This is a genomic window from Rugosimonospora africana, assembly GCF_016862975.1.
GTDB classification, from domain to species: domain Bacteria; phylum Actinomycetota; class Actinomycetes; order Mycobacteriales; family Micromonosporaceae; genus Rugosimonospora; species Rugosimonospora africana.
The window spans coordinates 51,797-76,238 of record NZ_BONZ01000049.1 but is presented as its reverse complement, the minus strand read 5'-3'; the positions used below and the strand labels follow the sequence as shown (position 1 = coordinate 76,238).

Annotated in this window: 26 protein-coding genes; 8 read left to right on the top strand and 18 right to left on the bottom strand. The window is 71.1% G+C overall.

Annotated elements, in window-relative coordinates:
- Window positions 1-136 precede the first annotated feature (136 nt).
- Window positions 137-1,162 (top strand): aldo/keto reductase, encoded by a 1,026-nt coding sequence (locus Raf01_RS25625; RefSeq protein ID WP_203920552.1) that lies wholly within the window; start codon window positions 137-139, stop codon window positions 1,160-1,162.
- Between the two features lie 28 nt (window positions 1,163-1,190).
- Here the strand turns inward: Raf01_RS25625 and Raf01_RS25620 are convergent, their stop codons facing one another.
- On the bottom strand, window positions 1,191-1,931 hold the full coding sequence (locus Raf01_RS25620) for an SDR family oxidoreductase (RefSeq protein WP_203920551.1): 741 nt from the start codon (window positions 1,929-1,931) through the stop codon (window positions 1,191-1,193).
- Between the two features lie 46 nt (window positions 1,932-1,977).
- Window positions 1,978-3,402 (bottom strand): MFS transporter, encoded by a 1,425-nt coding sequence (locus tag Raf01_RS25615; RefSeq protein WP_203920550.1) that lies wholly within the window; start codon window positions 3,400-3,402, stop codon window positions 1,978-1,980.
- 89 nt (window positions 3,403-3,491) lie between these two features.
- Here Raf01_RS25615 and Raf01_RS25610 point away from each other — a divergent pair, with 89 nt between their 5' ends.
- The gene (locus tag Raf01_RS25610) at window positions 3,492-4,166 is read left to right on the top strand and encodes a TetR/AcrR family transcriptional regulator (RefSeq protein WP_239133897.1); all 675 of its coding nucleotides are present in this window, start codon (window positions 3,492-3,494) and stop codon (window positions 4,164-4,166) included.
- Window positions 4,167-4,182: 16 nt separating this feature from the next.
- Here Raf01_RS25610 and Raf01_RS25605 read toward each other — a convergent pair whose 3' ends face one another.
- The 3 genes from Raf01_RS25605 to Raf01_RS25595 all read right to left on the bottom strand — a co-directional run bounded on the left by Raf01_RS25605 (window position 4,183) and on the right by Raf01_RS25595 (window position 7,298).
- Window positions 4,183-5,289, bottom strand: a complete 1,107-nt coding sequence (locus tag Raf01_RS25605; protein WP_203920548.1) for a protein kinase family protein — start codon at window positions 5,287-5,289, stop codon at window positions 4,183-4,185.
- Entirely contained in the window at window positions 5,273-6,346 is a 1,074-nt protein-coding gene (locus tag Raf01_RS25600; RefSeq protein WP_203920547.1) for a MerR family transcriptional regulator, read from the bottom strand. Before Raf01_RS25600 ends, Raf01_RS25605 begins: the two co-directional genes overlap by 17 nt.
- Window positions 6,347-6,551: 205 nt before the next feature.
- Window positions 6,552-7,298, bottom strand: a complete 747-nt coding sequence (locus Raf01_RS25595) for a DUF4184 family protein (RefSeq protein WP_203920546.1) — start codon at window positions 7,296-7,298, stop codon at window positions 6,552-6,554.
- 174 nt (window positions 7,299-7,472) lie between these two features.
- Here Raf01_RS25595 and Raf01_RS25590 point away from each other — a divergent pair, with 174 nt between their 5' ends.
- Together Raf01_RS25590 and Raf01_RS25585 are read left to right on the top strand one after the other, a co-directional pair.
- Window positions 7,473-8,279, top strand: coding sequence for an SAM-dependent methyltransferase (locus Raf01_RS25590; RefSeq protein WP_203920545.1), 807 nt, complete (start codon window positions 7,473-7,475; stop codon window positions 8,277-8,279).
- A gap of 233 nt (window positions 8,280-8,512) precedes the next feature.
- Complete coding sequence (locus Raf01_RS25585) at window positions 8,513-10,453, top strand: putative bifunctional diguanylate cyclase/phosphodiesterase (protein ID WP_203920544.1); 1,941 nt, start codon at window positions 8,513-8,515, stop codon at window positions 10,451-10,453.
- Here Raf01_RS25585 and Raf01_RS25580 read toward each other — a convergent pair.
- On the bottom strand, window positions 10,423-11,064 hold the full coding sequence (locus Raf01_RS25580; RefSeq protein WP_203920543.1) for a GNAT family N-acetyltransferase: 642 nt from the start codon (window positions 11,062-11,064) through the stop codon (window positions 10,423-10,425). The genes Raf01_RS25585 and Raf01_RS25580 overlap by 31 nt on opposite strands.
- 134 nt (window positions 11,065-11,198) lie before the next feature.
- Here Raf01_RS25580 and Raf01_RS25575 point away from each other — a divergent pair, with 134 nt between their 5' ends.
- On the top strand, window positions 11,199-11,984 hold the full coding sequence (locus Raf01_RS25575; protein ID WP_203920542.1) for a HEAT repeat domain-containing protein: 786 nt from the start codon (window positions 11,199-11,201) through the stop codon (window positions 11,982-11,984).
- A 194-nt stretch (window positions 11,985-12,178) separates the two neighbouring features.
- Here the strand turns inward: Raf01_RS25575 and Raf01_RS25570 are convergent, their stop codons facing one another.
- From Raf01_RS25570 to Raf01_RS25535, 8 genes are all read right to left on the bottom strand, one after another.
- Window positions 12,179-12,796: a DinB family protein gene (locus Raf01_RS25570; RefSeq protein ID WP_203920541.1), complete on the bottom strand. Its 618-nt coding sequence runs from the start codon at window positions 12,794-12,796 to the stop codon at window positions 12,179-12,181.
- Window positions 12,797-12,831: 35 nt separating this feature from the next.
- A complete protein-coding gene (locus tag Raf01_RS25565) occupies window positions 12,832-13,266 on the bottom strand; it encodes a GNAT family N-acetyltransferase (RefSeq protein ID WP_203920540.1) in 435 nt (144 codons plus the stop codon).
- Window positions 13,267-13,290: 24 nt separating this feature from the next.
- Entirely contained in the window at window positions 13,291-13,512 is a 222-nt protein-coding gene (locus Raf01_RS25560; RefSeq protein WP_239133896.1) for a DUF1905 domain-containing protein, read from the bottom strand.
- Window positions 13,464-14,537 carry an RNA polymerase subunit sigma-70 gene (locus Raf01_RS25555; protein ID WP_203920538.1) on the bottom strand — a complete coding sequence of 358 codons (1,074 nt, stop codon included), beginning with the start codon at window positions 14,535-14,537 and terminating at the stop codon, window positions 13,464-13,466. Before Raf01_RS25555 ends, Raf01_RS25560 begins: the two co-directional genes overlap by 49 nt.
- 87 nt (window positions 14,538-14,624) lie before the next feature.
- Complete coding sequence (locus tag Raf01_RS25550; RefSeq protein WP_203920537.1) at window positions 14,625-15,056, bottom strand: VOC family protein; 432 nt, start codon at window positions 15,054-15,056, stop codon at window positions 14,625-14,627.
- The gene (locus Raf01_RS25545; RefSeq protein ID WP_203920536.1) at window positions 15,056-15,229 is read right to left on the bottom strand and encodes a hypothetical protein; all 174 of its coding nucleotides are present in this window, start codon (window positions 15,227-15,229) and stop codon (window positions 15,056-15,058) included. The genes Raf01_RS25550 and Raf01_RS25545 overlap by 1 nt, the downstream gene beginning before the upstream one ends.
- Window positions 15,230-15,243: 14 nt before the next feature.
- Window positions 15,244-15,960, bottom strand: coding sequence for an SDR family oxidoreductase (locus tag Raf01_RS25540; protein WP_203920535.1), 717 nt, complete (start codon window positions 15,958-15,960; stop codon window positions 15,244-15,246).
- Window positions 15,961-15,991: 31 nt separating this feature from the next.
- On the bottom strand, window positions 15,992-16,924 hold the full coding sequence (locus tag Raf01_RS25535; RefSeq protein WP_203920534.1) for a DUF427 domain-containing protein: 933 nt from the start codon (window positions 16,922-16,924) through the stop codon (window positions 15,992-15,994).
- Between the two features lie 116 nt (window positions 16,925-17,040).
- On the opposite strand from Raf01_RS25535, the gene Raf01_RS25530 reads away from it, so the two are divergent.
- Window positions 17,041-17,559, top strand: a complete 519-nt coding sequence (locus Raf01_RS25530; protein WP_239133895.1) for a CGNR zinc finger domain-containing protein — start codon at window positions 17,041-17,043, stop codon at window positions 17,557-17,559.
- 13 nt (window positions 17,560-17,572) lie between these two features.
- Window positions 17,573-19,342, top strand: a complete 1,770-nt coding sequence (locus Raf01_RS25525; protein ID WP_203920533.1) for an MOSC and FAD-binding oxidoreductase domain-containing protein — start codon at window positions 17,573-17,575, stop codon at window positions 19,340-19,342.
- A gap of 26 nt (window positions 19,343-19,368) precedes the next feature.
- On the opposite strand, the gene Raf01_RS25520 is transcribed toward Raf01_RS25525, so the two are convergent.
- The 3 genes from Raf01_RS25520 to Raf01_RS25510 form a co-directional block, all read right to left on the bottom strand.
- Window positions 19,369-19,698, bottom strand: coding sequence for a YciI family protein (locus tag Raf01_RS25520; RefSeq protein ID WP_203920532.1), 330 nt, complete (start codon window positions 19,696-19,698; stop codon window positions 19,369-19,371).
- A gap of 41 nt (window positions 19,699-19,739) precedes the next feature.
- Window positions 19,740-21,317, bottom strand: coding sequence for an MFS transporter (locus tag Raf01_RS25515; RefSeq protein WP_203920531.1), 1,578 nt, complete (start codon window positions 21,315-21,317; stop codon window positions 19,740-19,742).
- Between the two features lie 135 nt (window positions 21,318-21,452).
- Window positions 21,453-22,535 (bottom strand): aldo/keto reductase, encoded by a 1,083-nt coding sequence (locus tag Raf01_RS25510; RefSeq protein WP_203920530.1) that lies wholly within the window; start codon window positions 22,533-22,535, stop codon window positions 21,453-21,455.
- Between the two features lie 152 nt (window positions 22,536-22,687).
- Here Raf01_RS25510 and Raf01_RS25505 point away from each other — a divergent pair, with 152 nt between their 5' ends.
- Window positions 22,688-23,605, top strand: coding sequence for an AraC family transcriptional regulator (locus tag Raf01_RS25505; RefSeq protein WP_239133894.1), 918 nt, complete (start codon window positions 22,688-22,690; stop codon window positions 23,603-23,605).
- A gap of 28 nt (window positions 23,606-23,633) precedes the next feature.
- Here the strand turns inward: Raf01_RS25505 and Raf01_RS25500 are convergent, their stop codons facing one another.
- Window positions 23,634-24,392 (bottom strand): aminoglycoside adenylyltransferase family protein, encoded by a 759-nt coding sequence (locus Raf01_RS25500; RefSeq protein ID WP_203920529.1) that lies wholly within the window; start codon window positions 24,390-24,392, stop codon window positions 23,634-23,636.
- Between the last annotated feature and the right edge of the window lie 50 nt (window positions 24,393-24,442).

The window sequence follows — 24,442 nt, the reverse complement described above, 5'->3', positions numbered from 1 at the left end:
CTCTCCGGGCCGGCCGCGCACGTCCTGAGCAGGCCCTCCTGTCGCGCTAGCATTGCTCCGGACACAGTGTCCGGCACTATGTCCGGCAGAAGTCGAGCCGGTGAACGTGCGGAAAAAGCGGCAAAGGGAGCCAAGAGTGAAATACCGCTTGTTGGGTCGGACCGGAGTGTGGGTCTCCGAGCTGTCCCTGGGTGCGATGACCTTCGGGGGCGCGGATCACCCTCTCTGGGGCGGCATCGGGGGTCTCGGCCAGCAGGATGTCGACCGGCTGGTCGGCGCGGCGCTGGACGCGGGGGTCAACTTCGTGGACACCGCCAACGTGTACGCCGACGGCCAGAGCGAGGAGCTGCTCGGCAAGGCCCTGGGCAAGCGGCGGCGGGACGTCGTACTGGCCACGAAGGTGATGGGCGTGATGGGACCAGGCCCCAACCAGCTCGGCCTGTCCCGGCTGCACATGATGCAGGAGTTGGAGGACAGCCTGCGCCGGCTGGGCACCGACCACATCGACCTGTACCAGATCCACAACTTCGACCACCTCACCCCGCTGGACGAGGTGCTCCGCGCCCTGGACGACGCGGTGACCCAGGGCAAGGTCCGGTACATCGGCTGCGCCAACCTGGCCGCCTGGCAGATCAGCAGGGCTCAGGGCATCGCCGCGCTGCACGGACTGAACGGCTTCGTCGCCACCCAGGAGTACTACTCGCTGGTCGGGCGCGACGTGGAGCGCGACATCGTGCCGATGGTCGAGGCCGAGGGACTGGCTCTGACCGTGTGGAGCCCACTGGCGGGCGGCTTCCTCGCCGGCAAGACGGACGCCGCGGGCGCCTTCACCGAGGGGCGGCAGTCGGATCAGAACCTGTCCGGGTTCCTGCCGACCGACCGGAAGGCCGGGGCGGCCGTGCTCGACGTGCTCCGCGCCGTCGCTGCCCGCCACGAGGCGAGCCCGGCGCGGGTCGCGCTGGCCTGGCTACTGGCCCAGCGCGGGGTCACCAGCGTCATCGTCGGAGCCCGCAGGCTCGACCAGCTCACCGACAACCTCGCTGCCAGCGAGCTGGCCCTGACCGACCGGGACCTCGCCGAACTCGACGAGGTGAGCAAGCCGCCGATGGCGTACCCGAACTGGATCCAGGACCAGTTCCGGCCGGCCCGAATCCCTGGCTGAGGACCGGTACGCCCACGGCCCCGCTGGATCACTGCCCGGCGGCCAACCATTCGGCGAATGAGGTGGTACCGCGTACGTCCGGTGACGGCTCGGTCGCGGCGCCGGCGCGCAGCGTCCGGCCGAGCCGTCCCGGCATCGGTACCGGTACCAGCAGGGCCCGCCGGCCGGTGACCGACCGCCAGGTACGGGCCAGCTCCCGGACACCCGTCGCCACCGGGCCGGCCACGTCGATCCGGCCTCGCAGCGCGGGGCCCTCCGCCACGTCGGCGACCGCCCGGGCCGCCTCGACGGCCGCGATGGTCTGGAGGACGGCGCGTGGCACCGGCAGCGTCCGCCACCGCCCGCCCAAGGTGAACACGGTGGCGACCAGTTCGTGGAACTGGGTGGCGCGCACCACGCTCCACGGCACCGGGCCGGCCTCCACCACCCGTTCCTGGGCGACCTTCACCCGGTAGTACCCCATCGGCATCCGGTCACAGCCGACGATGGACACGCAGACGTGGTGACCGACGCCGGCCGCCCGCTCGGCGGCGAGCAGCCGGCGTGAGCCCTCGACCAGGACCTCGGCCGCTTTCTTGCGGGCGTTGCTGGCGTCGACCACGGCATCGCAGCCGACCAGTGCCGCCTCCAGCCCCTCCCCGGTGCGCAGGTCGACCCGGTACTCGCGCGACGAGCGGCTGAGTACCCGTACCTCGTGGCCCCGGGTACGCAGGTCCTCGGCGACGTACCGGCCCAGCGTCCCGGTGCCCCCGGCGATCGCGATTCTCATGCCCTATGGACGAGGCGGCGGGCCGCAGTGTGACGGGCGTGGGCCATCAGATCGCCTCGAGGCTGGGCTCCGGGACGGCTTCCGCCTCCACCGCCACCGGCGCCGCCCGGCGCAGGGCGAACAGGCTCACCGGCACCCCGGCCGCCACGATGACCGCGCCGACGACCAGGGCGAGCTGGTACCCGCTCAGGAACCGGTCCAGCGCCGGCCCGGCGGCGGAGTTCTCCCGGGAGTTGACGATCGCGCCGAGCAGCGCGACACCCATCAGGCCGGCCACCTCGCGCGAGACGTTCAGGATCCCGGAGGCGATGCCCGAGCGCGCCGGCGGAAGTACGCCGATGACGACGTTGGTCAGCGGTACGAGCAGCCCGCCGCCCACGCCGAACAGCAGGAACCAGGGCAGCAGCGCCGGATACGTGGCGCCCGCCCCGAGCGTGGAGAGCACCCCGATGGACACCGCCATCAGCGCGAGTGCGACGGCGACCGTGCGGTTGACTCCGAGGCGCGCCTCGACGCGCGGCGCGAGGATCGCGAATACCGACATCACCAGCGCCATCGGAACGAAGCCCGCACCCGCCTCGGTGGGCGAGAAGCCGAGCACGTCCTGCAGGTAGATGGCGGTGTAGAAGTACGTCCCGAACACGCCGAACGCCCAGCCGCCCATCGCCACGAGGCCCCCGCTGAAGGCGCGGACGCGGAACACCGACAGGTCGACCATCGGATCCGCCGAGCGTGCCTCGATGGCGAGGAACGCCGCCGCGGCGACCGCGGCGACGGCGAACGCGCCGAGGATCGTGGCCGAGGTCCATCCGCGCCGCTCCCCCTCGATGAGCGCGAAGGTGACCGCGAACAGCGCCGCCGAGGAACTGACCAGCCCGGGCAGGTCCAACCTCCGCCTGCCGCGCTCGCCGTCCGGAGGGAGAGACAACCCGGCCAGCACCGCGGTGACGACCCCGATCGGCACGTTGACCAGGAAGATCCAGCCCCAGTCGACGTGCTGGCTGAGGTAGCCGCCGGCGAGCGGGCCGACGGCCAGTGCCAGGGCTCCCACCCCGCCCCAGATGCCGAAGGCCGCGGCACGTTCCCGCGGGTCGGGGAACAGCACCGGCAGCAGGGCCAGCGCCGTCGGGGTCAGCAGGGCCGCACCGACACCCTGCGCGGCGCGGGCACCGATCAGCATCTCCTGACTGCCGGCCAGGCCGGAGACCAGGGACGACACGGTGAAGACCGCCAGCCCGGCGAAGAACACAGACCGCTTGCCGACGATGTCGCCGAGCCGGCCGCCGGCCACCAGCAGCCCGGCGAACACCAGGATGTACGCGCTCACGATCCACTCCAGTCCGGAGATCGTGAGGTGCAGGTCGCGCTGGATCGACGGCAGCGCGACATTGACGACGTTGTTGTCCAGGTACGTCATGAACGTGGCGAGCGCGACCGCGACCAGCGCCCACCATCTCCGACTGTTGATCATCCCAGGCGTCCTCTCTGGCCCCCGTACAACGTACTTGTACGCAGTACATGTACTTCGTACATCTAACCTGTACGTTGTATAGTCGTCAAGTGGCGAACGAGCGGTTGACCCGGCAGACCGTCGCCGAGTGCGCGTTGCGGCTCGCCGACAGCGAGGGGCTGGAAGCGGTCACCATCCGGCGACTGGCTCAGGAGTTGGGCGTGTCGCCGATGGCGCCCTACTGGCACTTCAAGAACAAGGACGAGCTGCTGCTGGGCATGACCGACCACGCGCTCGCCCCGCTGCCGCCGATCGGTGAGGCCACCGACGGGTGGCAGCGACAGCTGCGCGGGATGATCGAGACCGTCATCGGCATCATGCGCGAGCACCCGAGCCTGGCCGCCCTGCTGCAGAACATCGACGCGAAGAAGGCCGCGAGCTTCGCCCGCGCCACCAACGACACCCTGGAACTGCTCGCCCGCGCCGGACTCGGGCTGCAGGAGAGCTACTGGGTCGCGATGCAGCTGTTGCAGGGCATCACCGGCCTGATCGCGACGCGGCCCGAACACCACGCGTCGGTGACACCGGAACAGGCCGCCGAGTCCCGGCGGCAGGCCCGCCTGACGATGGAGGCACTGTCGCCCTGCGAGTACCCGATGGTGGTGGCGTACGCGCGGACGCTGGAGGAGGAGCCGGACCCGGAGCGGTACTACGCCTTCGGTGTCGACCTGATCATGGGCGGCATCGAGGCGATCGCGGCCCGCTACGGCACGGCGTCGCCCTGAGGTCCACAGTGGACGATCAGGGCCTGATCGACTGGATCGGCAGGATCGGCTCGAACCCGGTTTCCGCGCAGACCCGGTCGATCCCCTCCGCCGGGTACGGTTCGGTCCGGCGCTGGCCGTACAGCGTCCAGTAGAAGTCGTTCATCAGCACGGCGACCGGTGCGTACCGGGTGACGATGGCCGCTATTCCGGGCGGAATCCCTTGCGCCGTACCGGTTTGCGCGCACCGGCGGACGTACTCGTTGCGCGGCCCCGGATCCCGCAGCCCGAGCAGCCCGGTCACCAACCAGTTCACCAGCTGGGTGACCGCGTAGCACCCGTCGTGCGTGCGGTTCCTCGCGACGAAGTCGCGCTCGTCGGCCGACAACTGAAAGTCCGGTGACGTGGCGAGGCCGAAGTCGGCGAGGTAGAGCCGACGGCCGTCGGTGAGGATGTTGCCGAAGTGGGCGTCGAAGTGCAGCAGTCCGTGGGAGTTCAGGAACGAGACGTCGGTGCGCAGGTGCCGCTCGACCATGGCGGCCGCCGCGCGGATGGCCTCGGGGTCGCCACCGGACAGCTCCGCCTTCAGCCAGTCGCGCAGGTTGCCGGGAAACCGTTCCAGGAACAGCACGACGCTGGCCGACGCGCCGGCCACCGCCGCGAACCGTTCGCGGATGGCCGACGAACCGTGCCAGAACTCGACCATCCGCTCCCGCTCCGCCCGATCCTCCGCGCTCGGTTCCCGGGCCGGCGGCCCGGGCAACACCCGCCAGTGGTACATCAGCGGAAAACCGTCGCACTGCCCGGTGAGCACCCAGCCGGTGGTCATCAGGTTCGCGGCGACCTCGCGCCACACACCGAAGCCCGGCGCGCCCGGGCCCACACCGTACTGGCAGAAGGCGGGCAGCCCGAACAGGTTCGCCGTGGACAGCACGTTCTCCGGGCGCCGCTCCAGGTCGGTCAGCGGGATCCGCTTCGCGAAGACCGGTACCCCCTCGACGGCCAGCGCGACGGAGGTGCCACCGATTCCGGTCGCGATGACCGGGGCCGCGTCCACGAGTTCGGCCAGGCGCCGATCGGTCAGCGTCGCCAGCGCGGCGGAGACGGCCCGGTACCGGGACGGCCGGTCAGACGCTGACGACATCCGCGACCACGGCCGCTATGTTGTCGGGCGCACCGGCCGCGTACGCCAGCTCGATCAGCCCACCCAGTACCGACTCCGGGTCGCCGCCGCCGGTCAGCGCGGTGCGCAACGCCTCCTCCGGTACCACGCCGGACAGCCCGTCCGAGCACAGCAGGTACCGGTCGCCGGCCGCGGCCTCGTGCATCGACAGGTCCGGGCGGCACCCGCCGGTACCGGTCAGCGCGCGGACCAGCAGCGAGCGCTGCGGGTGCGACAGGGCCTCGTCCGGGCTCAGCCGCCCCTCGTCGATCAGCGACTGCACGTACGTGTGGTCGTGGGTGATCTGGAACAGCTCCCCGTCGCGCAGCAGGTACGCCCGGGTGTCGCCGACGTGCACTAGGGCGAGCCGGGAACCCGACCACAGCATCGCGGTGAGCGTGGTGACCGCCTCACCGGAGGGCGTCGACTCGGCGATGCCGCGCACCGCCCGTTCGGCCTCGTCGACCGCCCCGGCGAGCGCGTTCAACAGCTCCCCGGCCGGTACCGTCGTGGTCTCCAGCGGTTTGAGGGCGTCCACCACCGCGGCGCTGGCCCGGTCCCCGCCCGCTCCGCGCATCCCGTCGGCGACGGCCAGCAGCCGCCCGCCCGCGTACGCGGTGTCTTCGTTGCTCGTGCGCACCGACCCCTGCTCCGACCGTGCCGCGTAACGGATGCCCAGTGTGGCGTTCGCCTCTTCCATGGCGCTGCCCCTTCCCGAGAGATATCCGACGAGGAAGGTGGCCAGCTGCCCGCGCGCTTCGGTGTCCGCGACGACCCGCTCCCAGTACCGCCGCACCGCCTCGGCGGCGGCGGCCGGCTCCAGTTCGCACACCTCACGGATGCGCGCCAGCGGCATCCCGAGCCGTCGCAGCCAGGCGATCAGCCTGGCCCGCTCCAACTGTGCCGGATCGTAGAACCGGTACCCGGACTCCCGATCCACCGCGGCGGGCCGCAGCAACTCGAGTTCGTCGTACAGCCGCAGAGCCTTCGGCGACAGTCGCGCGACCCTGGCGAACGCTCCGATCGTCAGCAGTTCCACGCCCACCGCCCCACTGGTGCCCTCCTCGTGCGACCAATCTGGCCCGGCGCGTCTCACGCCGCGCGACGACGACCCAGATCAGTCGTGCGACCAATCTGACTTCGGCGCGTCTGACGCCTCGCCACGACCCAGATCAGTCGCCGGCCAATCGACCGGCACAGGTGATGGTGCGGCTTGCCCCAGGGGGAAGGTCCAGCGCCCAAGGTTAGATGCTGACCCGGTCGCGCTGAGTGACGCGCGTCACGGCCGTCGCGGCGAGCAGCGCGACCGCGCCCAGGACGAGCAGCCGGACGCCCAGCACGTTGGCCAGGTGTACCCCGGCGAGCACCGGCTGCGGCGCGATCCCGGCGACGACCACCACCGCCACGACCGCCCAGAACAGCCCGGGACGCACCGGTACCGGTGGCGACACCCCGTGCCACGCGACGATCAGGCGCCGCCGGCCGATGTACCAGGCGAACCCCACCGCGATCAGCGCCCCGACGACGGTCGAGGCGAGCTGGAGGACCGCCCACCACGGCTGGCCGTCGACCGCGATCCGGTCCAGGGGGTGCAGCGACCACAGGCGTCCCGGGCGGGCGTGCGTGAACGAGTCCCAGACGACGTGCGTGAGTGCCCCGACGAACGCGGAGCCCACGGTGACGTACCACCGGTGCCGGACCTGGCCGAGTACGCCGTAGTCGCGCAGCGCGAAGCCACCTCGGTTCGGCAGGTGGGCCGCGGTCGCCGGGGCCGCCCAGCGGGCGATCCGGGTGCCGATCAGAGTCACCGGTACGCAGAACCACACCAGCGCCAGCCAGGTGTGCGCGTTGAACCACACGTACGGGTACACCAGGTACGGCAGGTCGGGTGATGTCGAGCCGATGACCAGCGCGACGCCGTCCCACCTGCTCGGGGCGGCGAGTTTGATGGGCAGCACCGCGGCGGCGTGCGAAGGAAACGTCAGCGGCACCAGGTCACCGTAGCGGTCGCGTCGCACCGCGTGGCGCGCTTGGCCTTCCCTTCGACCGGTCGGGCCGACACACTGGGCCGTGTGGTGCCGGATATCGCCGGCTCGGTGGGCGCGTGACCGGTTTGCGCATGACAGGGTGAACAGTCGGAGCAGGGGATCGGGACGGGAGTGGTCGTGGCGGATCAACCGGATTGGGTACCCGAGGGTCTGGACGTGACCGTGCCGAACGCGGCGCGGGTGTACGACTGTGCGTTGGGCGGCTACCACAACTTCGGCGTGGACCGGGAGTTCAAGGATCTGGCGGAGAAGGCATGGCCCGGGATCAGCCAGCTCGCCTACGCCAACCGCGCGTTCCTGGGTCGGGTCGTGCAGTGGCTGGTCGAGTCCGGGATACGTCAGTTCCTTGACATCGGGTCGGGCATCCCCACGCTGGGCAACGTCCACGAGGTCGCTCAGGAGATCGCACCCGAGTCCCGGGTGGTCTATGTCGACATCGATCCGGTGGCCGTGTCACACAGCCGGGCGATCCTCACCGGCAACCCGTACGCCGACGCGATCCAGGGCGACCTGCGCCGGCCCGAGGAGATCCTGTACCACCCGCAGGTACTGGAGCTGCTGGACTTCTCCCAGCCGGTCGCGGTGCTGATGATCGCCGTACTGCACTTCATCTCCGACGACGCCGATCCGCCGGGGATCGTCACGAAGATCGCCGAGCCGCTGGTGTCCGGCAGTTACCTGGCGCTGTCACACGGTACGCAGGCCGGCAGGATGAGCGGCGAACAGGAGGAGGTCCGCCAGCTCTACAACCGGACCCCCACCCCGTTCTTCGTGCGCAGCCCGGAGCAGCTCGCCGACGCGCTGGCCGGCCTCGACATCGTGGAGCCGGGGATCGTGGCGATCACCGACTGGCACCCCGATCCGGAGGAGGCCGGCGAACCCCGCCAACCCGCCGCACTGGGCGTGGTCGCCCGCAAGCCATAGGTCGACCGGTCTGGGTCGCGGCGCGGCGCAGACGCGCCGAGCCAGACTGGTCGAAGACCGGTCTGGGTCGCCGTGCGGTTGCGGACGCGCCGAGCCAGACTGGTCGAAGACCGGTCCGGGTCGCGGCGCGGTGCCGGACGCGCCGGGCCATAGACCAGTGCCGACGCGAGGGCCATAATCGGCGGCTGGGGCGTCGCCGGATGACGGCGTGTCTGTCCAGTGAAGGGCGTGACATGGGAAGGTCGGGCAACGACCCGAACGGGCGGCGGGCAACCGTCGCCGATCCCGCAGTCGCCGATCCCGCCGTCGCCGGCCCCGCAGTCCCCGGCCCCGCCGTCGCCGTCGCCGTCGCCGATCCTGCCATCGCCGGCCCCGCGGTCCCCGGCCCCGCGGTCGTCGATCCGGCCGTTGCCGCGTTCGCCAGGGAGTGGCTCGACGAGATCGGTCGGGTCCACTACGTCGTCCGCCGGGGCGGCCGTGCCCGCATGGTGCTGGAGCGGCTGACCGCGACGCTGTCCGCCCTGGTGACCGACGAGTCGTGGCAGGCCCCCGCCGCCCGGGCGGTCGGGGCGGAGCTGTTCGCCACGAACATCTCCGACCCGGACGCGCTGTCCCGCAGCATCGATCTGCTCCGCGAGCGGCTGCTCCCCCGGCTGGGCATCACCGACCCTCGGGCGCCGGACCGGTTGGCACGGGTACTGGCCCAGGTCAACGCCGGCTTCATCGAGGCGTTGCGGGAACAGGCCCAGCGTGCCGGCGAGGACATCAACCGGGCCGAGCGCGAAGCGTGGCGGGAGAAACAGCAACGGCTCCAAGCTCAGCTGCACCACGCGCTGTCACACGATCCGCTGACCGGCCTGCCCAACCGGGAGAGCCTCGTCCAGCGGCTGCGTGAGGCTCTCGACGGGCCGTCGACCGGGCGCCGGCTCGGTGTGTGCGTACTCAAGCTAGAACGGTTCGAGCAGCTCGAACACAGCCTCGGTTCGCGCAAGGGCGACCAGTTGCTGCTGGCCGTGGCCCGGGCGCTGCGCGGTCTGGCCGTGGCGGGCGGGTATTTCCTGGCACACCTGAACCGCGACGAGTTCGTGTTCGTCGTGGAGGGCAGCACCGCCGAGGACGATGTCGCCAAGGTGGCGGATCTGGCGCTGCGTACCCTGCCCGACGCGTACCGGATCGACCATCACGAGATTCCGGTGTCCGGCAAGGCCGGCATCGTCGAGCACGGCACGGCGGGCGCCGACGCGAACGAGCTGCTGCGCCGGGCGCGGATGGCACTGGGCTGGGCGATGGCCGAGCGGCACAGCCAGGTCGCTCCGTTTGACCCGGCCCGCAGCGCCGAAGACGTGTTGCGCCACGAACTGTCCGGCGACATGCCGCGGGCCCGGAGGCGCGGTGAGTTCACGCTGGCGTACCAGCCGCTGGTACGCCTGCGCGACGGCGCGGTCATCGGGATGGAAGCGCTGGCCCGGTGGACCCATCCGGTACACGGCCCGGTCCCGCCCAACCGGTTCATCCCGCTGGCGGTCGACACCGGCCTGATCATGTCGCTGGGACAGGACCTGCTGGAGCAGGCGTGCCGGCAGGCTACCCGGTGGAGCCGGCTGGCACCGCACCCGCCGATGGTCAGCGTGAACCTCGCCGTCGCGCAGCTCCAGCAGCCCAGCCTGCCCGCCCTGGTCGAGGCGACCCTGGACCGCACCGGCCTGCGGCCCGACCGCCTCCAACTGGAGATCACCGAAGACGACCTCATCCGGCCGCACGACGGCATCGTGGAGACCCTGTGCGCCCTGGCCGACCTGGGGGTGCGGCTGGTACTCGACGACTGCGGCACCGGTCACTCCAGCCTGGCGATGCTCGGTACCCTGCCGATCCACGGCGTGAAGCTGGCCGCCGGCTTCCTGACCGGCATCGACCCGGAGACGCCCGCGCTGCGCTCCAACGCGCGGATGCTGCCCACCCTGATCCGGATGGCCCACGACCTGAACCTCGACATCACCGCCGAGGGCATCGACGAGCCGCACCAGGTAGACCGGCTGGCCGCGCTCGGCTGCGACATCGGGCAGGGGTACCAGTTGGGCCGCCCACTCCCACCCGGCGAGACCGCCCGGCTGGTCGCCGAGTCCCGCGACCGCCGCGGCGCGGATCACTCCACGGTCGTGCCGCGCCCCAGGTAGAGGATCGAGCCGGCGTCCGGCACGTCGATCTCGGTGAACCCGAGCCGGTCGTAGAACTTGCACGCGTTGACGTTGCTTCTGCTCGTGCTGAGATGCACCCGGGGCACGCCGGCCGTGCGCAGGCTGTCCAGGAAGCGGTGCATCAGGGCCCGGCCCCAGCCCTTGCCCTGCCAGTCGGGCAACAGGTCGATGTGCAGGTGGGCGGGGTAGTCGGACAGCAGCGCGGGGACGAGCATCCGTTCCGGCCGGTAGTGCCGCGACAGCATGACGTCGTCCCGGGTCACCGGCGGGTCCGGCGGTACCGGGCGCCGGTGCGCGACGCGCGGGATCCACTCCTGCCGGTACCAGCGGACGAAGTCCGCGGTGTCGGCGACCCCGACGATGTACCCGACCGCCGCACCGGTGCCGTCGTCGACCACGAAGCAGTGCTGCGGCTCACGCTCCGCGTACGGGACCGCGAAGATGTCACCGACCAGGGTGTCGGACAGGTACTGGCCCCGGGCGTCGGCGCCTGTGTCGGCGGTACGGAGGCAGATGTCGTACAGCGCGTCGCGATCGGACGGCTCCACCGGGCGTACCCGGACCGTCCCGGCCCCGTTACTCTCGGGCATCGCGTTCCCCCTTCATCGTTCCGACGCGAGCCCCGCCACCGTACAGATTTCCTCCACCTCGGAAGCCACAGGGCCCATCGGAGGCGGCAGCCAACCGCGTGGACACCGGCCACGTGGCACGCGACGATGGCGGGATGCCAGAGGCGGCCCGCACCGTTCCCGAACTGATCGCCGAGGCGCTGTCCGCCACTCAGGACGGCGACGAGGACCGGCGCTGGCGCGCCGTCGACGACCTGCGCGCGCACGGTGACGCGTGGCACGCCGCGCGGCAGCTGTGTCGCAGCCCGGAGCCCGCGCGCCGGGAGCTGGGCGTGGACGTCCTCGCGCGGCTACGCACCGACCCGACTCGACCGGCCGGGGAGGGACCGTCCCCCGAGAGCGTGGTCACGGTCCTGCTCGACCTGGTCAACGGCGAGCGGGATCCGGGCGTACTGCGCGCCGTGGCGACCGGTCTCGGGCACCTGCGGGATCCCCGCGCGGTCGGTCCGCTGAGCCGGCTGCGCGCGCACCCGGACGCCGAGGTGCGCGGTGCCGTCGTCTTCGGCCTGCTCGGCCGGCCGGAGCGGGAAGCCCTCGACACCCTCATCGAACTGTCGGCCGACCAGGACCCGTACGTGCGTGACTGGGCGACCTTCGGGCTGGCCCGGCGCAGCGACGCCGACTTCGCCGAACTGCGCGACGCGCTCGCGGCCCGGCTGCGGGATCCGGACCCGGACGCCCGCGCGGAAGCCGTCCACGGACTGGCCACCCGGGGCGACGCGCGGGCGACCGGACCGCTGCTCGACGCGCTCGACGGGCAGTGGAACGAAAGCGATCCGTCCGTCATCGAGGAGGCGTTGTCGGCCCTGGCGGCTGCGACCGGCGACCCGCGGCTGACCGCCCTCGCAGCGGAGCGGGCGGCGGATCCCGACCGGGACTGATCGGAACCCATGGCGAGCGCGAAGCGGTGCCACCGGTCCCAGCCGGAACGGCGTGACCGCACGGAAACGAGGCAGACCCGTCACGGCGAGAGCGACGACCGCGAGCGCGGCGGAGACGGCCAACTGCCCCTCGTTTGGCCATGACATGCTTGCCGCCCGCAACGGCCCGGCCGACTGACCGCGGCCCGGCCGCGTTACGCGCCGGCCGCCGGGGGCTCGGTTGCCCGGTGCCGGTCGGCGGCCTGCTGGACCCGCTCCAGGTGGCGCGTCCACCACTCGGCGTCGCCGATGTCGGCGTGGTCCCGACCCGCCCGACCGTCGATCGTCTCGCGGACGATGTCGGCGTGCCCCGCGTGTTGCGCGGTCTCGGCGACGACCCGGGTGAGCAGTGACCCGAGTGTCGTCTCCCGGCGGTCTTCCGGCCACCACGGCACGGTCGCCGGAGCCTCCAGCCCCAACTCTCCGATCGACCGGTCGGAGTGCTGCCACGCCGTGCGGTAGAGCGCGACCAACTCCTCGCGGGTCTGCTCGGCGGTGGCCCACATGTCGGCGCTGTCCCAGATTGACTCGTCTTCGACCCAGGGCAGCCGCACCGGGGACGGGCGGCCCACGCAGTCCCCGAGATAGCTCAGCTCGACGCCGGCGAGGTGCTTGACGAGCCCCAGCAGATTGGTGGCGCTGGGCGTCATCGGCCGCCGGATGTCGTATTCGCTCAGGCCGTCGAGGGACGCGAGGACGTTTTCCCGGGACTGCTGAAGGTATCGATGCAGGTCGGCCGCGATGCCGGTGCCGACCGTGGGCGGTGGAGTCATGGCGCGAGGCTAGCGGCGACCACCGACAGAACCGGTCAGAGCTGGATCTCGTACCGGATGAAGCCCCGGTTCACCGCGACCGCGTCGTACAGCCGGCGGGCGGTGGCGTTGGTCTCCTGGGTCGACCAGTAGACCCGGCCGCAACCCCGGTCCCGTGCCCACTCGGTCACCGCCGCGATCAGCGCCCGGCCCACCCCGCTGCCGCGCGCCTGCGGCGCGGTGAACAGATCCTGCAGGTAACACACGTCGGCCGAGGTCGTGCTGGCATGGACGAGAAAGTGCGTGATGCCGACCAGCCGGCCGTCGAGCTTCGCACCGAGCGCGTGCATCCGGGTGTCCCGTTGAAACTCGGCCCAGGCCCGGTCGAACAGCTCGGCTGAAGCCGTGCGGCCGTAGAACTCGTTGTAGCCGCCGAACAACAGCTCCCAGTCCGCGCGATCGTCCGGGATGAGCTTGCCGATACTGAGCATGCGCAGACCCTATCCCCGCACCGGTCAGGCGCCGATGGCCAGCCGTACGGTGACCGCGTCGCCCTCGTCGAGCCGTTCGGCCTTCCGCACCGCCGCCTTGACGGGCACCAGGTATCGCCCGTCCTTGGGAAACAGGGACGTGGTCCAGCGGGTCTCCCCGATCCGGGCCGTGACCGGGATCACGCCCCAGCCATAGGTCACGGCTTTGGCGATCTTCGCCAGCTCGTGGCACTCCTCGTCCGGCATGATGACGAAGTACCACGGCGCCGGTCCCCTCCAGTACACGATCTCGCCGCTGAACGTAAGGTCCACCGGGTCAGGATAGGGCCCCGGGGGGCGACGTCGGGTTTGGTGAAGCGGGCCACCAGATCCGGATCGGCGAAGAGGGTGATCCGGGCGATCCCGTCCGTGGCCATGGTGAGCACTGCGATGCCGAACGGCTCTCCGCCCACCCAGGCCGCGACCGCCGGCTGCCCGTTCGCATCGATCGGTACCATCCGCCACGCTCCGGCGTCGCCCATCGACGGGGCCGCGAACGCGACACACGCCACCTTTCCCGCAAACCAGGTCTTCGACGGCACGCCTTCCAGAGTGGCGTCCGCGCGCAGTACGCGCTCGAACTCCACCGGATCGGAACGTTCCCACGCCGCCATATACTGCTCGAGCAGTTCGCGGGCGCGCCGCTCGGTCGGCTCGCGCACGTCTTCGCGAGTCGGCGACACTTCGTTCAACCGGCCACGGGCCCGCTGAAGCGCACTCTTGACCGCCGGCACGGAGGTCTCGAGTATCCGCGCGGCTTCGGCCGCGGAGAACTTCAGCACGTCGCGCAGGAGCAGAACCGCCCGCTGCTGGGGAGGCAGGTACTGCAACCCCGCGATGAAGGCGAGTCGCACCCCCTCCCGGGCGACGACTTCCGCGGCCGGGTCGGCCACCAGCGACGTGGGGATCGGCTGGATCCAGGTCTCCGGACCGGCGACCTCCGACGGTGCGGACGGGTCGCTCGACGGAGCGCCGAGCCCGGACGGCAGGGCCCGGCGGCGACGGCCCTCGATCGCGCTGAGGCAGGTGTTGGTGGCAATGCGGTACAGCCACACGCGCACCGATGAGCGGTTCTCGAAGGTCTCCCGGCTACGCCAGGCCCGCAGGCAGGTCTCCTGGACCGCGTCCTCCGCCTCGTCCCAGGAGCCCAGCATCCGGTACGCGTGCGCGAGCAGGCCGCGCCGCTCCCGTTGGACCTGGTCGGTCAGGGACTCAGTCTCGGTCGCGTCCACCCGGCAATCCTCCCGATCGCGTCGTCACATTCTTACCGTGCAGACCTCGGCGGGACGGAAAAGGAATCGGTGCGCCGCGGTCGCCCGTCAGGCGCGGGCGAACCCGCGCTCCTGCACGGTCCAGGTGTTGCCGTCCGGGTCCGCGAAGTCGATGAAGCTAGCGTAGTCGCGCCGGTCCGGGTCGGCTCCGGGCGCGTAGTCGCCCTGCCAGTCACCGACCGAGGTCTTGTGCCGGATCGGGCCGACCGCCAGCCCGCGCCCGGTCAGCTCGCGGTGCGCGGCCTCGATATCGGTCACGACCAGACAGGTGGTACGGACGGATCCCGGTGTCGCGTCGGTGAGTCCGACGCCGAACTGGACCGAACACGACGATCCCGGCGGAGTCAGCTGCACGACGCGGAATTCGCTGTGGGGCCGGTAGTCGACATCCAGGACGAAGCCGGCCTGTTCGGTGTAGAACCGCACCGCTCGGTCGACATCGCTGACAGGCAGCGTGATGACTTCGACGCGGTACTCCATCAGGCACCGATCCCGAATCGATGGGCCACCCGCTGAAGGATTCGGCCGACCGCACGGGCGACGGACGGCGCGGGCGTGGCGGGAACGTAGATGGCCGGTACCAGACCGAGCGCCGGAGTCAGCCTCGCGGTCGAATCGATCAGTGGGGAACTGGCCGAGCCTGGGTTGTTCACTGATTTCTCCATTCCTAGACGAGGGGTTCGCCGCCGTCGATGCTGAGCGAGACGCCGGTCATGAAGGTGTTGGTCAGCGCGAACATCACGGCGTCGGCGATGTCATCGGAGTTGCCGATGCGGCGCGCGGGGTTGCCCGCCTGACGGGCGGTGAACAGCTCGGCCTTCCTCGCCTCGCCGAGGCCGTCGTAGGCGCCGGTGTCGACGGTGCCAGGGGAGATCGCGTTGACCCGGATCGGGGCCAGTTCGACCGCGAGGGTGCGGGTCACCACGTCGACGGCTGCGTTGGTCGCGCCGACGGCGAGCATGCCGGCCGCCGGCTTGCGCGCGGACGAACCGGAGAACAGGACGAAGGATCCGTCCGCGGGCATGCGCGGCGCGAAGTGCTTGGCCAGGAACATCGGCCCGACGACCTTGACGCTGAAGGACATCAGCACGGTGTCGTGGTCGAGGTCTCCCACGGCGCCGCGGGCCCGGGCCGACGCGGTCGACACGACATGGTCGACCCGGCCGAGTCGCTCGGCCAGGGCAGCGATGCTGGCCTCGTCGGTGAGGTCGACCCGTTCGGCGCGGATAGCGGGGTCGTCGTAGGCCGCCGCGAGTGCCTGCTGGTCGCGTCCGGCCACGACCACGCTGCCGCCGGCCTTCCGGATGGACAGGGCGACCGCGCGGGCGATGCCGCTGGGGCGACCGATGACCAGGACGGTACGGCCGTTGAGGGACGCGGGCATGAGGATTCTCCGTTCGTATCGTGTGGTGTGGTCAGCGCCGGAGCAGTTCGTCCGGGTCGAGTCCCCGGTCGATTCCGTGCGGCGTCACGGCTTGGCCCGACTCCAGGGCCAACTTGGTGCCGTCGAGGTGCACGTCGATGAGGTCCGGCTCGAACGACACGAACCCGGACACCCGCGCCACCTCGGGCCACGCCTCGAGGTAGGACCAGGCGGCGCGCTTGCGCTGCCCGATGTCGTAGTAGCTGGCCAGGCCCTTGTACGGGCAGAAGGTCTGCCCGTCGACCGGCGCCAGCGCCGAGGAGTCGACGTCTTCGCGGGGCACGTACCAGCGCGGGGCGAAGCCCGACTCGTAGAGCACCACCGGGCGGTGTGTCTCGGCGACGATCCGGTCCCCGTCACGCACGACCAGGTGCCGTGAGCTGTGGCGGATGTCGTTGCGGTGGTACATGTCGGCCGCGTGGCCCACGATGCGGTCGTCCTCCTCGTAGAAGGCGTCCATCGCGCGCCACGCGAACGCGACCCGGTCCCGCAGGACGGCCGCGTGCTCCGGGAGGTCGGTGTACTGCCAGGCGGCCCGTTGTGCCTGCGCGCCGCCGGCCCGTTGTGCCTGCGCGCCGCCGGCCCGTTGCGCCCCCGCGTCGCCGGCCCGTTGTGCCCGCGCGTCACCGGCGCGGACGGTGAACCACGCCGTCGGCCCGAGTTCCCGGTGGGTCGTGGTGCGCTCCTCCGGCACCAGGACACCGGGACGCACCTCGGCCAGCGGGAAGTACGCCACCGGGTAGTGGCCCGGTTCGTGCAGCAGCACGACATCTTCGCTGTCGGCCACCCACTGGTCGCCGAACCGCACCCGCATCCGCCGGCGCAGCGGCTCCGCGAACAGCAGCCGCTCGGGGAGCGGCTCGGCCACCAGGAACTGCCCGACCGAACGGGTCGCCAGCGGCCCCTGCTGCCATGCCAGACCCATGACCCTTCCCTTCTGTCACCGACCCGAGGTCGACCGTCTAACTCTCAAAATCTCGTTTGGTGGTTAGACCACATCATGCGATGATGTAACCTGTCAAGTGTGAGTTTGGAGGTTAGATGTCAGCCATGATCGAAACCGACGAAACCCTGCTGCTCGACCTGCTGAACACCACGCCCGTGATCGACGGGTCACCCCGCGACGAGTTGGCCGATGCCAAGGCGGGCAAGGGTTGGCTGGCCGCTCATGGCCAACCGGACTCCGAGGACGAATGGCGGGCGCTGCTCGACGTACGCGCGGCGCTGCAGGGCATCGTGCGCGAAGGGGCGGCACCGGCCTCGGTCGCGCGCTTCGTCGACGGCGTGAGCTACCGGCCGTCCCCGGTCGGCGACGGGCTCACCTGGACCCTCGACGTACCCACCGGCCGCTCCGCGGCGGCCAGGGCCGTACTCGCCTGGGACGCGCTGCGGGTTTCCAACCCCGGGCGCCTGCGCCCGTGCGCCAACCCGGACTGCCGGCTGTTCCTGATCGACCACAGCAAGCCGAACAGCGCCCGCTGGTGCTCGATGGCGATCTGCGGCAACCGCATGAAGGCGCGGCGGCACTACCAGCGCACCCGCCAGACCCAGACCGATTGAGGAAGACACCACCGTGGCCCGCTTGCTGTCGCTCAACGTCGGCATGCCCAGAGACGTTTCCTGGCAAGGCAGAACCGTTCACACCGGCATCTTCAAGTACCCGGTCGACGGCCCGCGCATGGTACGCACGCTCAACGTCGACGGCGACGGGCAGGGCGACCTGAACGGTCACGGCGGCGAGATGCGCGCCGTGCTCGTCTACCAGCGGGAGTCCTACGACTTCTGGCGCCAGCGGCTCGGCCGGGACGACCTCGAATACGGCCAGTTCGGCGAAAACTTCACGGTCGACGGCCTGCCCGACGACGAGGTGCACATCGGTGACCGCTTCCGCATCGGCGATGCCGAGTTCGAGGTCAGCCAGCCACGGGTCACCTGTTTCCGGGTCGGGATGCGGCTGGGCGAGCCCGAGATGCCCGCGCTGCTGGTCAAGCACCACCGGCCGGGCTTCTACCTCCGGGTCATCACGGAAGGCCACGTCCAGGCCGGTGACCAGATCGTCCGTACCCGGGTAGGCCGGCACCGGTTGAGCGTCGCCGCCGTCGACGCCCTGCTGTACCTGCCCGATCGCGACACCGACCTGCTCCGCAGGGCCGTGGACATTCCGGCGCTGAGCCCGGGGTGGCAGGGATCGTTCCACGACCTGCTGGACGCCGCCGAGTCCGGGACACCCGGCACCGCACCACCGACCGGCGTCGAACCCGGCGGCTGGTCCGGCTTCCTACCGCTGCGCGTCGCACGGGTCGTACCCGAGACCCCGACCGTCACGTCGATCTACCTGGCGGCCCCCGACAACGCTCCACTCCCCCGGTCCCGGCCCGGCCAGTACCTCACCCTCCGCGTCACCGGTGCCGGCGACCCGGCGCCGGTACGCAGCTACTCGCTGTCCGCCGCGCCGTCGGATCGTGAGTACCGCATCAGCGTCAAACGCGAGACCCGCGGCGTGGTCAGCGACTACCTCCACGCCCACCTGCGTGCCGGCGCCGCGCTGGAGGTCGCCGCCCCGCGCGGCGACTTCGTCCTGCCCGACGACAACGACGCCACTCCGGTGATCCTGCTGTCCGCCGGCATCGGAGTGACCCCGGTCCTCGCGATGCTGCACGCACTCGCCACGTCCGGCACCGCTCGCGAGGTGTGGTGGCTGCACACCGCCCGGTCGGCCGCCGAGCATGCCTTCGCCGCCGAGGCGCATCGACTCCTGGACGGCCTCGCCAACGCCCGGGAACACGTCTACTACACCGCCCCGGACCCGGCGGCGAGCCCGGACCCGGCGGCGAGCCCGTCACCGGCGGCCGGGCCGGGCCGGCTCAACCACGAGACGCTGGCCGCGCTCGGCCTGCCCGCCACCGCGACGGCCTACCTGTGCGGGCCGGACCGGTTCATGACCGCGATGCGCGAGGCGCTCGTGAAGGTCGGGCTGGAACCCGATCGTGTCCACAGTGAACTGTTCGGCGCACTGCCGGCCATCAACCCCGGGCTCACCCGCGTCGCCCGCGCCGACCCGCACCCGCCGGCGGGAGCCGCCGGCAACGGACCCCGGATCACCTTCACCCGCAGCGGACTCACCGTGCCGTGGAGCGACGAGTACGGCAGCGTCCTCGAGTTCGCCGAAGCGTGCGACGTACCGACGCGCTGGTCCTGCCGGTCCGGGGTCTGCCACACCTGCCAGACCCCGGCGCTTTCCGGCACTGTCCGGTACGGGCCGGAGCCGCTGGAGCCCGCCGCACCCGGCACGGTGCTCGTCTGCTGCGCACGGCCCGAGACGGATCTGGTGCTGGACCTCTGATCCTCGGTTCGAGCATCGCGGGCCGGTCACTCCAGCAGCGCCCGGACCTCGACGCCACCGCGCCAGGTGGCCGGGTTGCGCTTGGCGATCTCCAGCGCGTGCTCGGGATCCCGGGCCTGCAGGATGTAGAACCCGGCGATGACCTCCTTCGCCTCGGTGAACGGGCCGTCGATGACGCGGGTGCCGCGTACCGCCATCGCCCCCGTACTCGGCTGCAGTGCGAAGCCCTGCACGACCTTCCCGCCGAGGCGCTCGGCCTCCTCCGCGTGCCGCATGTGCGCCTCCTGTTCCTCCGGAGGCATGTCCGCCACGTCGCCCGGGGCCGGCGTGTAGATGAGAATCGCGTACTGGGGCATGGTTGTTCCCTTCGAGTTGTTCGGTTGGATCTGCGTGGTAGTCAGCCGGCCAGGACTGCCGGCTCGGGCTCCTCGATTCGCGCGGACTCCTCAGTCTGCGCGGGGGACTGGCCCATCGCCGGTACCCGCCGGAGTGTCGCGGCCAGCAGCACCGCGATGCCGGCCAGCAGCGCGGCGCTGATCAGGGCGATGGTGTGCAGTCCGTGGACGAACGCCTGCTGTGCCGCGGCGCGCACCGCCGCGCCGAGCTGGCCGGGCAGGCCGTCCGCCGCTCGCATCGCGTCGAGCAGGGTGTCCCGGGCCGAGGCGGGCGCTCCGGCGGGCAGGCCGGCGGCGGCATCGGAGCGGTACACCGCGGCCATCACGCTGCCGAGTGCCGCGATGCCCAGTGCGTACCCGAATTCATTGCCGGTCTGCGCGAGCGCCGCCGCCGAACCGGCCCGCTCCGGCGGAGCCGAGCCCACGATCAGGTTGGTACCCAGAGTCACCAGCGGCCCGGTTCCGAGGGAGTTCACCGCGAAGCCGACGATCAGCAGCGCGGCTCCCGACGTACCCACCTGGGTCATCAACAGCAGACCGGCGATCGAGAGAAGCAGGCTGGCCGGCAGCAGCACGCCCGGACGGATCCGGCGGCCGAGCACCGGCGCGACCTGGAAGCTGATCATCGCCCCACACATGCCCGGCACCAACGCCAGACCGGATCGCAGCGGCGACAGGCCATCGACGGACTGGAAGGTCTGCGCGATGAAGACCATGGTGCCGCCCCCGAGCATCGAGTAGCCGAGCATGCTGCCCAGCAGGCTGGCGAACGCCCGGTCGGCGAACAGCCGCAGGTCCAGAAGTGGATCGGCCAGCCGGCGCTGGCGGCGCACGAACACCGCGCCGACCGCCAGCCCGACCACGACCAGGCCGACCGGCCTGGCGTGCCAGCCGTTCTGGGCCAACTCCTTCAGGCCGCCGATCACCGGCAGGATCGCGGCCAGCGACAGCGCGACGCTTGGCACGTCCAGCCGGCCGGCCGTGGCGTTGCGGTACTCCGGCAGCAGTACCGGACCGAGCACCAGGAGCAGGATCATCGCCGGTACCCCCAGCAGGAACACCGAGCCCCACCAGAAGCGGTCCAGCAACGCGCCGCCGACCACCGGGCCGATCACCGCGCCGACGGTGAAGCAGCCGGCCCAGATGCCGATCGCCCTGGCCCGCTGTCCGGGGTCACGGAACATGTTGGTGATCAGCGCCAGGATGGACGGTGTCAGCGCGGCGCCGGCCACGCCCAGGACGGCCCGGATGCCGATCAGCATCGTCGGGCTGTTCGCGTACGCGGCCAGGATCGACGCCGTACCGAACACGGCCGCACCGGCGAGCACCAGCCGCCGCCGGCCGATCCGGTCGCCGACGGTACCCATTGTGATCATGAAACCGGCCACCATGAACCCGTAGATGTCCATGATCCACAGTTGCTGGGTGTTGTCGGCGTGGAGACCCGCGGCGAGCCGGGGCAGGGCCAGCACCATCACGAACGTGTCCAGCGACACGAGCAGGGTGGGCAGCGCCAGTACGGCCAGCCCGATCCACTCCCGCTTCCCGGCCCGCGGCGGCGCGCCTGTACTGCTGCTCATGATCTCCGTACCTCCGTACCGTCAAGAACGCTCCTCACCGGTACGTCGTGCGGCGGCCCCCGGAATCGACACGGTGCCCAAGATTCTTTTCGGCGCCCTCAGAGCCTGCTGGCAGGCTCTTACCGGAGCCAGCGCTCAGTAGCGCACGCCGCTCTGCAACAACGGCGGGTAGACGGCCGACGCCTCGCCGTCGACCGTGGCGCCGCCGAACTGCAGCATCGCCCGCAGCGCACCGTGCATCGGTGCCGGATAGTTCAAGATCGGCTCGGACACCTCGTCCAAACGGCGGACCTGTTCCGGGGTCAGCGCCACCTCCAGGCTGGCGAGATTGTTCTCCAGGTGCTCGACGCGCCTGGCGCCGAGGATCGGCACGACGGTGCCCTCGCGAGCGCGCAGCCAGGCCAACGACACCGCCGCTGGGGTCGTCCCGAGTTCATCGGCGACCGCGGTCACGGCGTCGATGACCACGAACTCGTCGCCGGTGGGGTGGCCCACAAACGACGTACGGGCGGAGTCCGTGACCTGCGTACCGCGCCGGTACTTGCCGGACAGGAACCCGTTCTTCAGCGGGCTCCACGGCACCAGCGCCATGCCCTGGTCGCGGGCGAGCGGCGCGAGCTCACCCTCGACGGTGCGCGCCAGAAGCGAGTACTCGACCTGCAGCGCGACCAGCGGGGTCCAACCCTTCAACAGCGCCATCGTCTGCGCCTGAGCGGTGACCCAGGCCGGCGTGTTGGAGAAGCCGAGGTAGCGGATCTTGCCGGCGCGTACCAGGTCATCGAGCGCGCGCATGGTCTCCTCGATCGGGGTGGACCGGTCCCAGTTGTGCAACCAGTACAGATCGAGGTAGTCGGTCCCCAGGCGGCGCAGCGTCTCGTCGAGCTGCGCGATGATCGACGTACGGCCCGCGCCGCCGCCGTTCGGATCGCCCGGAAACAGGTTGGTGAAGAACTTCGACGCGAGTACCACGTGCTCGCGCCGCCCCGGACGGGCGGCGAAGAAGTCACCGAGGATCTTCTCCGAGTGGCCGTTGGTGTAGAAGTTGGCGGTATCGACGAAGTTCCCGCCGAGGTCCAGGTAGGTCGCCAAGATCTTCTCGGACTCCTCCACGCTGCAGCCTGCGCCCCCGGGGTCTTCTCCGAAGGTCATCGCGCCGAGCGCGAACGGGCTGACCCGCAACCCCGATCGGCCGAGGGTGAGGTAGTGATCAAGTGGCATGAACGTGCTCCCATCACTGAGGATCCGGTCATACCCATCGAACGTCGATCCCCTGGTCAGCGGTAGACCGATCCTCGCTGACTCTTGCCCAATCCTCTCGACTTCGCCGCGATCGGGTTGCCGAGGCGCGCCCCGGGATGCTTCCGTGAGGTGTGCCCTTCAGCTCCGGCCTCCTGAGCGAGATCCGCGACCGCATCGCCGCCCATGCCCGACCCGACCTGCGGACCCCGATCGACGGGTTGCTGCTGTCGAAGGTGGAGACCGACGCACCGCACTACTCGCTGACCGAACCGCTGCTGGTCGTCATGGCGCAGGGCGGGAAGCGCCTGCTGCTCGGCGACCAGGTGCATGAGTACTGGGCGGGGCACTACCTCGCGGTCACCACCGACCTGCCCGTCACCGGCCACTTCGTCGACGCGCGCCCACACGCCCCGGCGTTGGGCATGGGACTGGTGCTGCGCCCGTCCGCCATTGCCGCGCTGGCGCTTCGGGCCCCGGCCCAGCCGTGGTCCCGCGGCACGACCGACCCGACCGCGATCGCCACCGGCGAGGCCGACCCCGACCTGCTCGACGCCGCGGCTCGCATGCTCCGGCTCCTCGACCGCCCCACGGACGCACCCGTGCTCGCGCCGCTGATCGAGCAGGAGATCCTCTGGCGGATGATCACCGGTCCGGATGGCGTGATGATCCGCCAGATCGGGCTGGCCGACAGCGGCCTGTCTCACGTGAGCCGGGCGATCCGGTGGATCCGCGACAACTACGCCGAGCCGATGCGGATCTCCGATCTCGCCCGGACGGCCGGGATGAGCCCGTCCGCGTTCCACCGGCACTTCCGCGCCGTGACGGCCATGAGCCCGCTGCAGTTCCAGAAGCGCATCCGCCTCCAAGAGGCTCGGTCGTTGCTGGTCGCCGCGCCCGGCGATGTCGCGAGGGTCGGGCACCTCGTCGGGTACGAGAGCCCGACGCAGTTCAACCGCGAGTACCGCCGCCTGTTCGGCGCCCCGCCCGGCCGGGACGCGGAACGGATGCGCGCCGGCGCCGACCCGGGCACCGTCCGGCAACTGCCCTGACCCGGATGCGGTCGGTCGGCTCGTCGACTCAGTGCCCCGTCAGGCGGTGAACCTCCTCAAGGACGTGGTCGACGTATGGGCGTACCCGCGCCCGCAGCTCGTCGCTCCAGTTCTCCTCCGCGTAGGAGCAGTTCAGGTACAGGTGCCTGGCGTACTCGAGAGCCGGACGGCACTCCGGCGGCAGCCGGGCCAGCGCCCAGTCCGCGGCGGCGTCCTTCGACCGGATGTCGCCGGTGGCGACCGTGACCCAGATCCGGGCGAAGGTCAGCAGGACATTGCGGGTGTCACTGTCGAGTTCGTTCAGCAGTTCGGCGATGCCCTCCACGCTCGCCCGAACCACATCGCTGTGCGGGACGGGATCGAGCACCCGAGCCGGTGGTGGCCCGCTGAGGGGGTGGTCGCCGGTGAGCGCCACCGCGATCAGGACGGCCAGATCCGGCATCGGTTGGGGTGGCGCGGCGCCGTGCGTCGCAAGCTCGTCGCGCAGCCACTCGCCGTACAGGTAATCCCCGGTCGGCGGAAACCGCCAAGGGCGAACCTCGGGCTGGACCACGACGGTGAGTTCGACGCCCCGGGCGCCGGCCGGATCACCGGAGACCTTGAGCAGTTCCCGGGTGAGCAACAGCCGCTGCCGGTCGTCCATGCGCCGGTGGGTGACGACGAGGAAGTCCAGGTCGCTGGCCGGCTTGAGGCCGCCGAGCACCGAGGATCCATGCAGGTACGTGCCGATGACCGCATCGCCGAGGACGTCGTCGACGAGCCGTACGACGGTCTGGGTCTGATCCATGGCCCCACGGTCGGCCATCGGCGAAGAAAGCGCAGCCGATATTCGGCGCG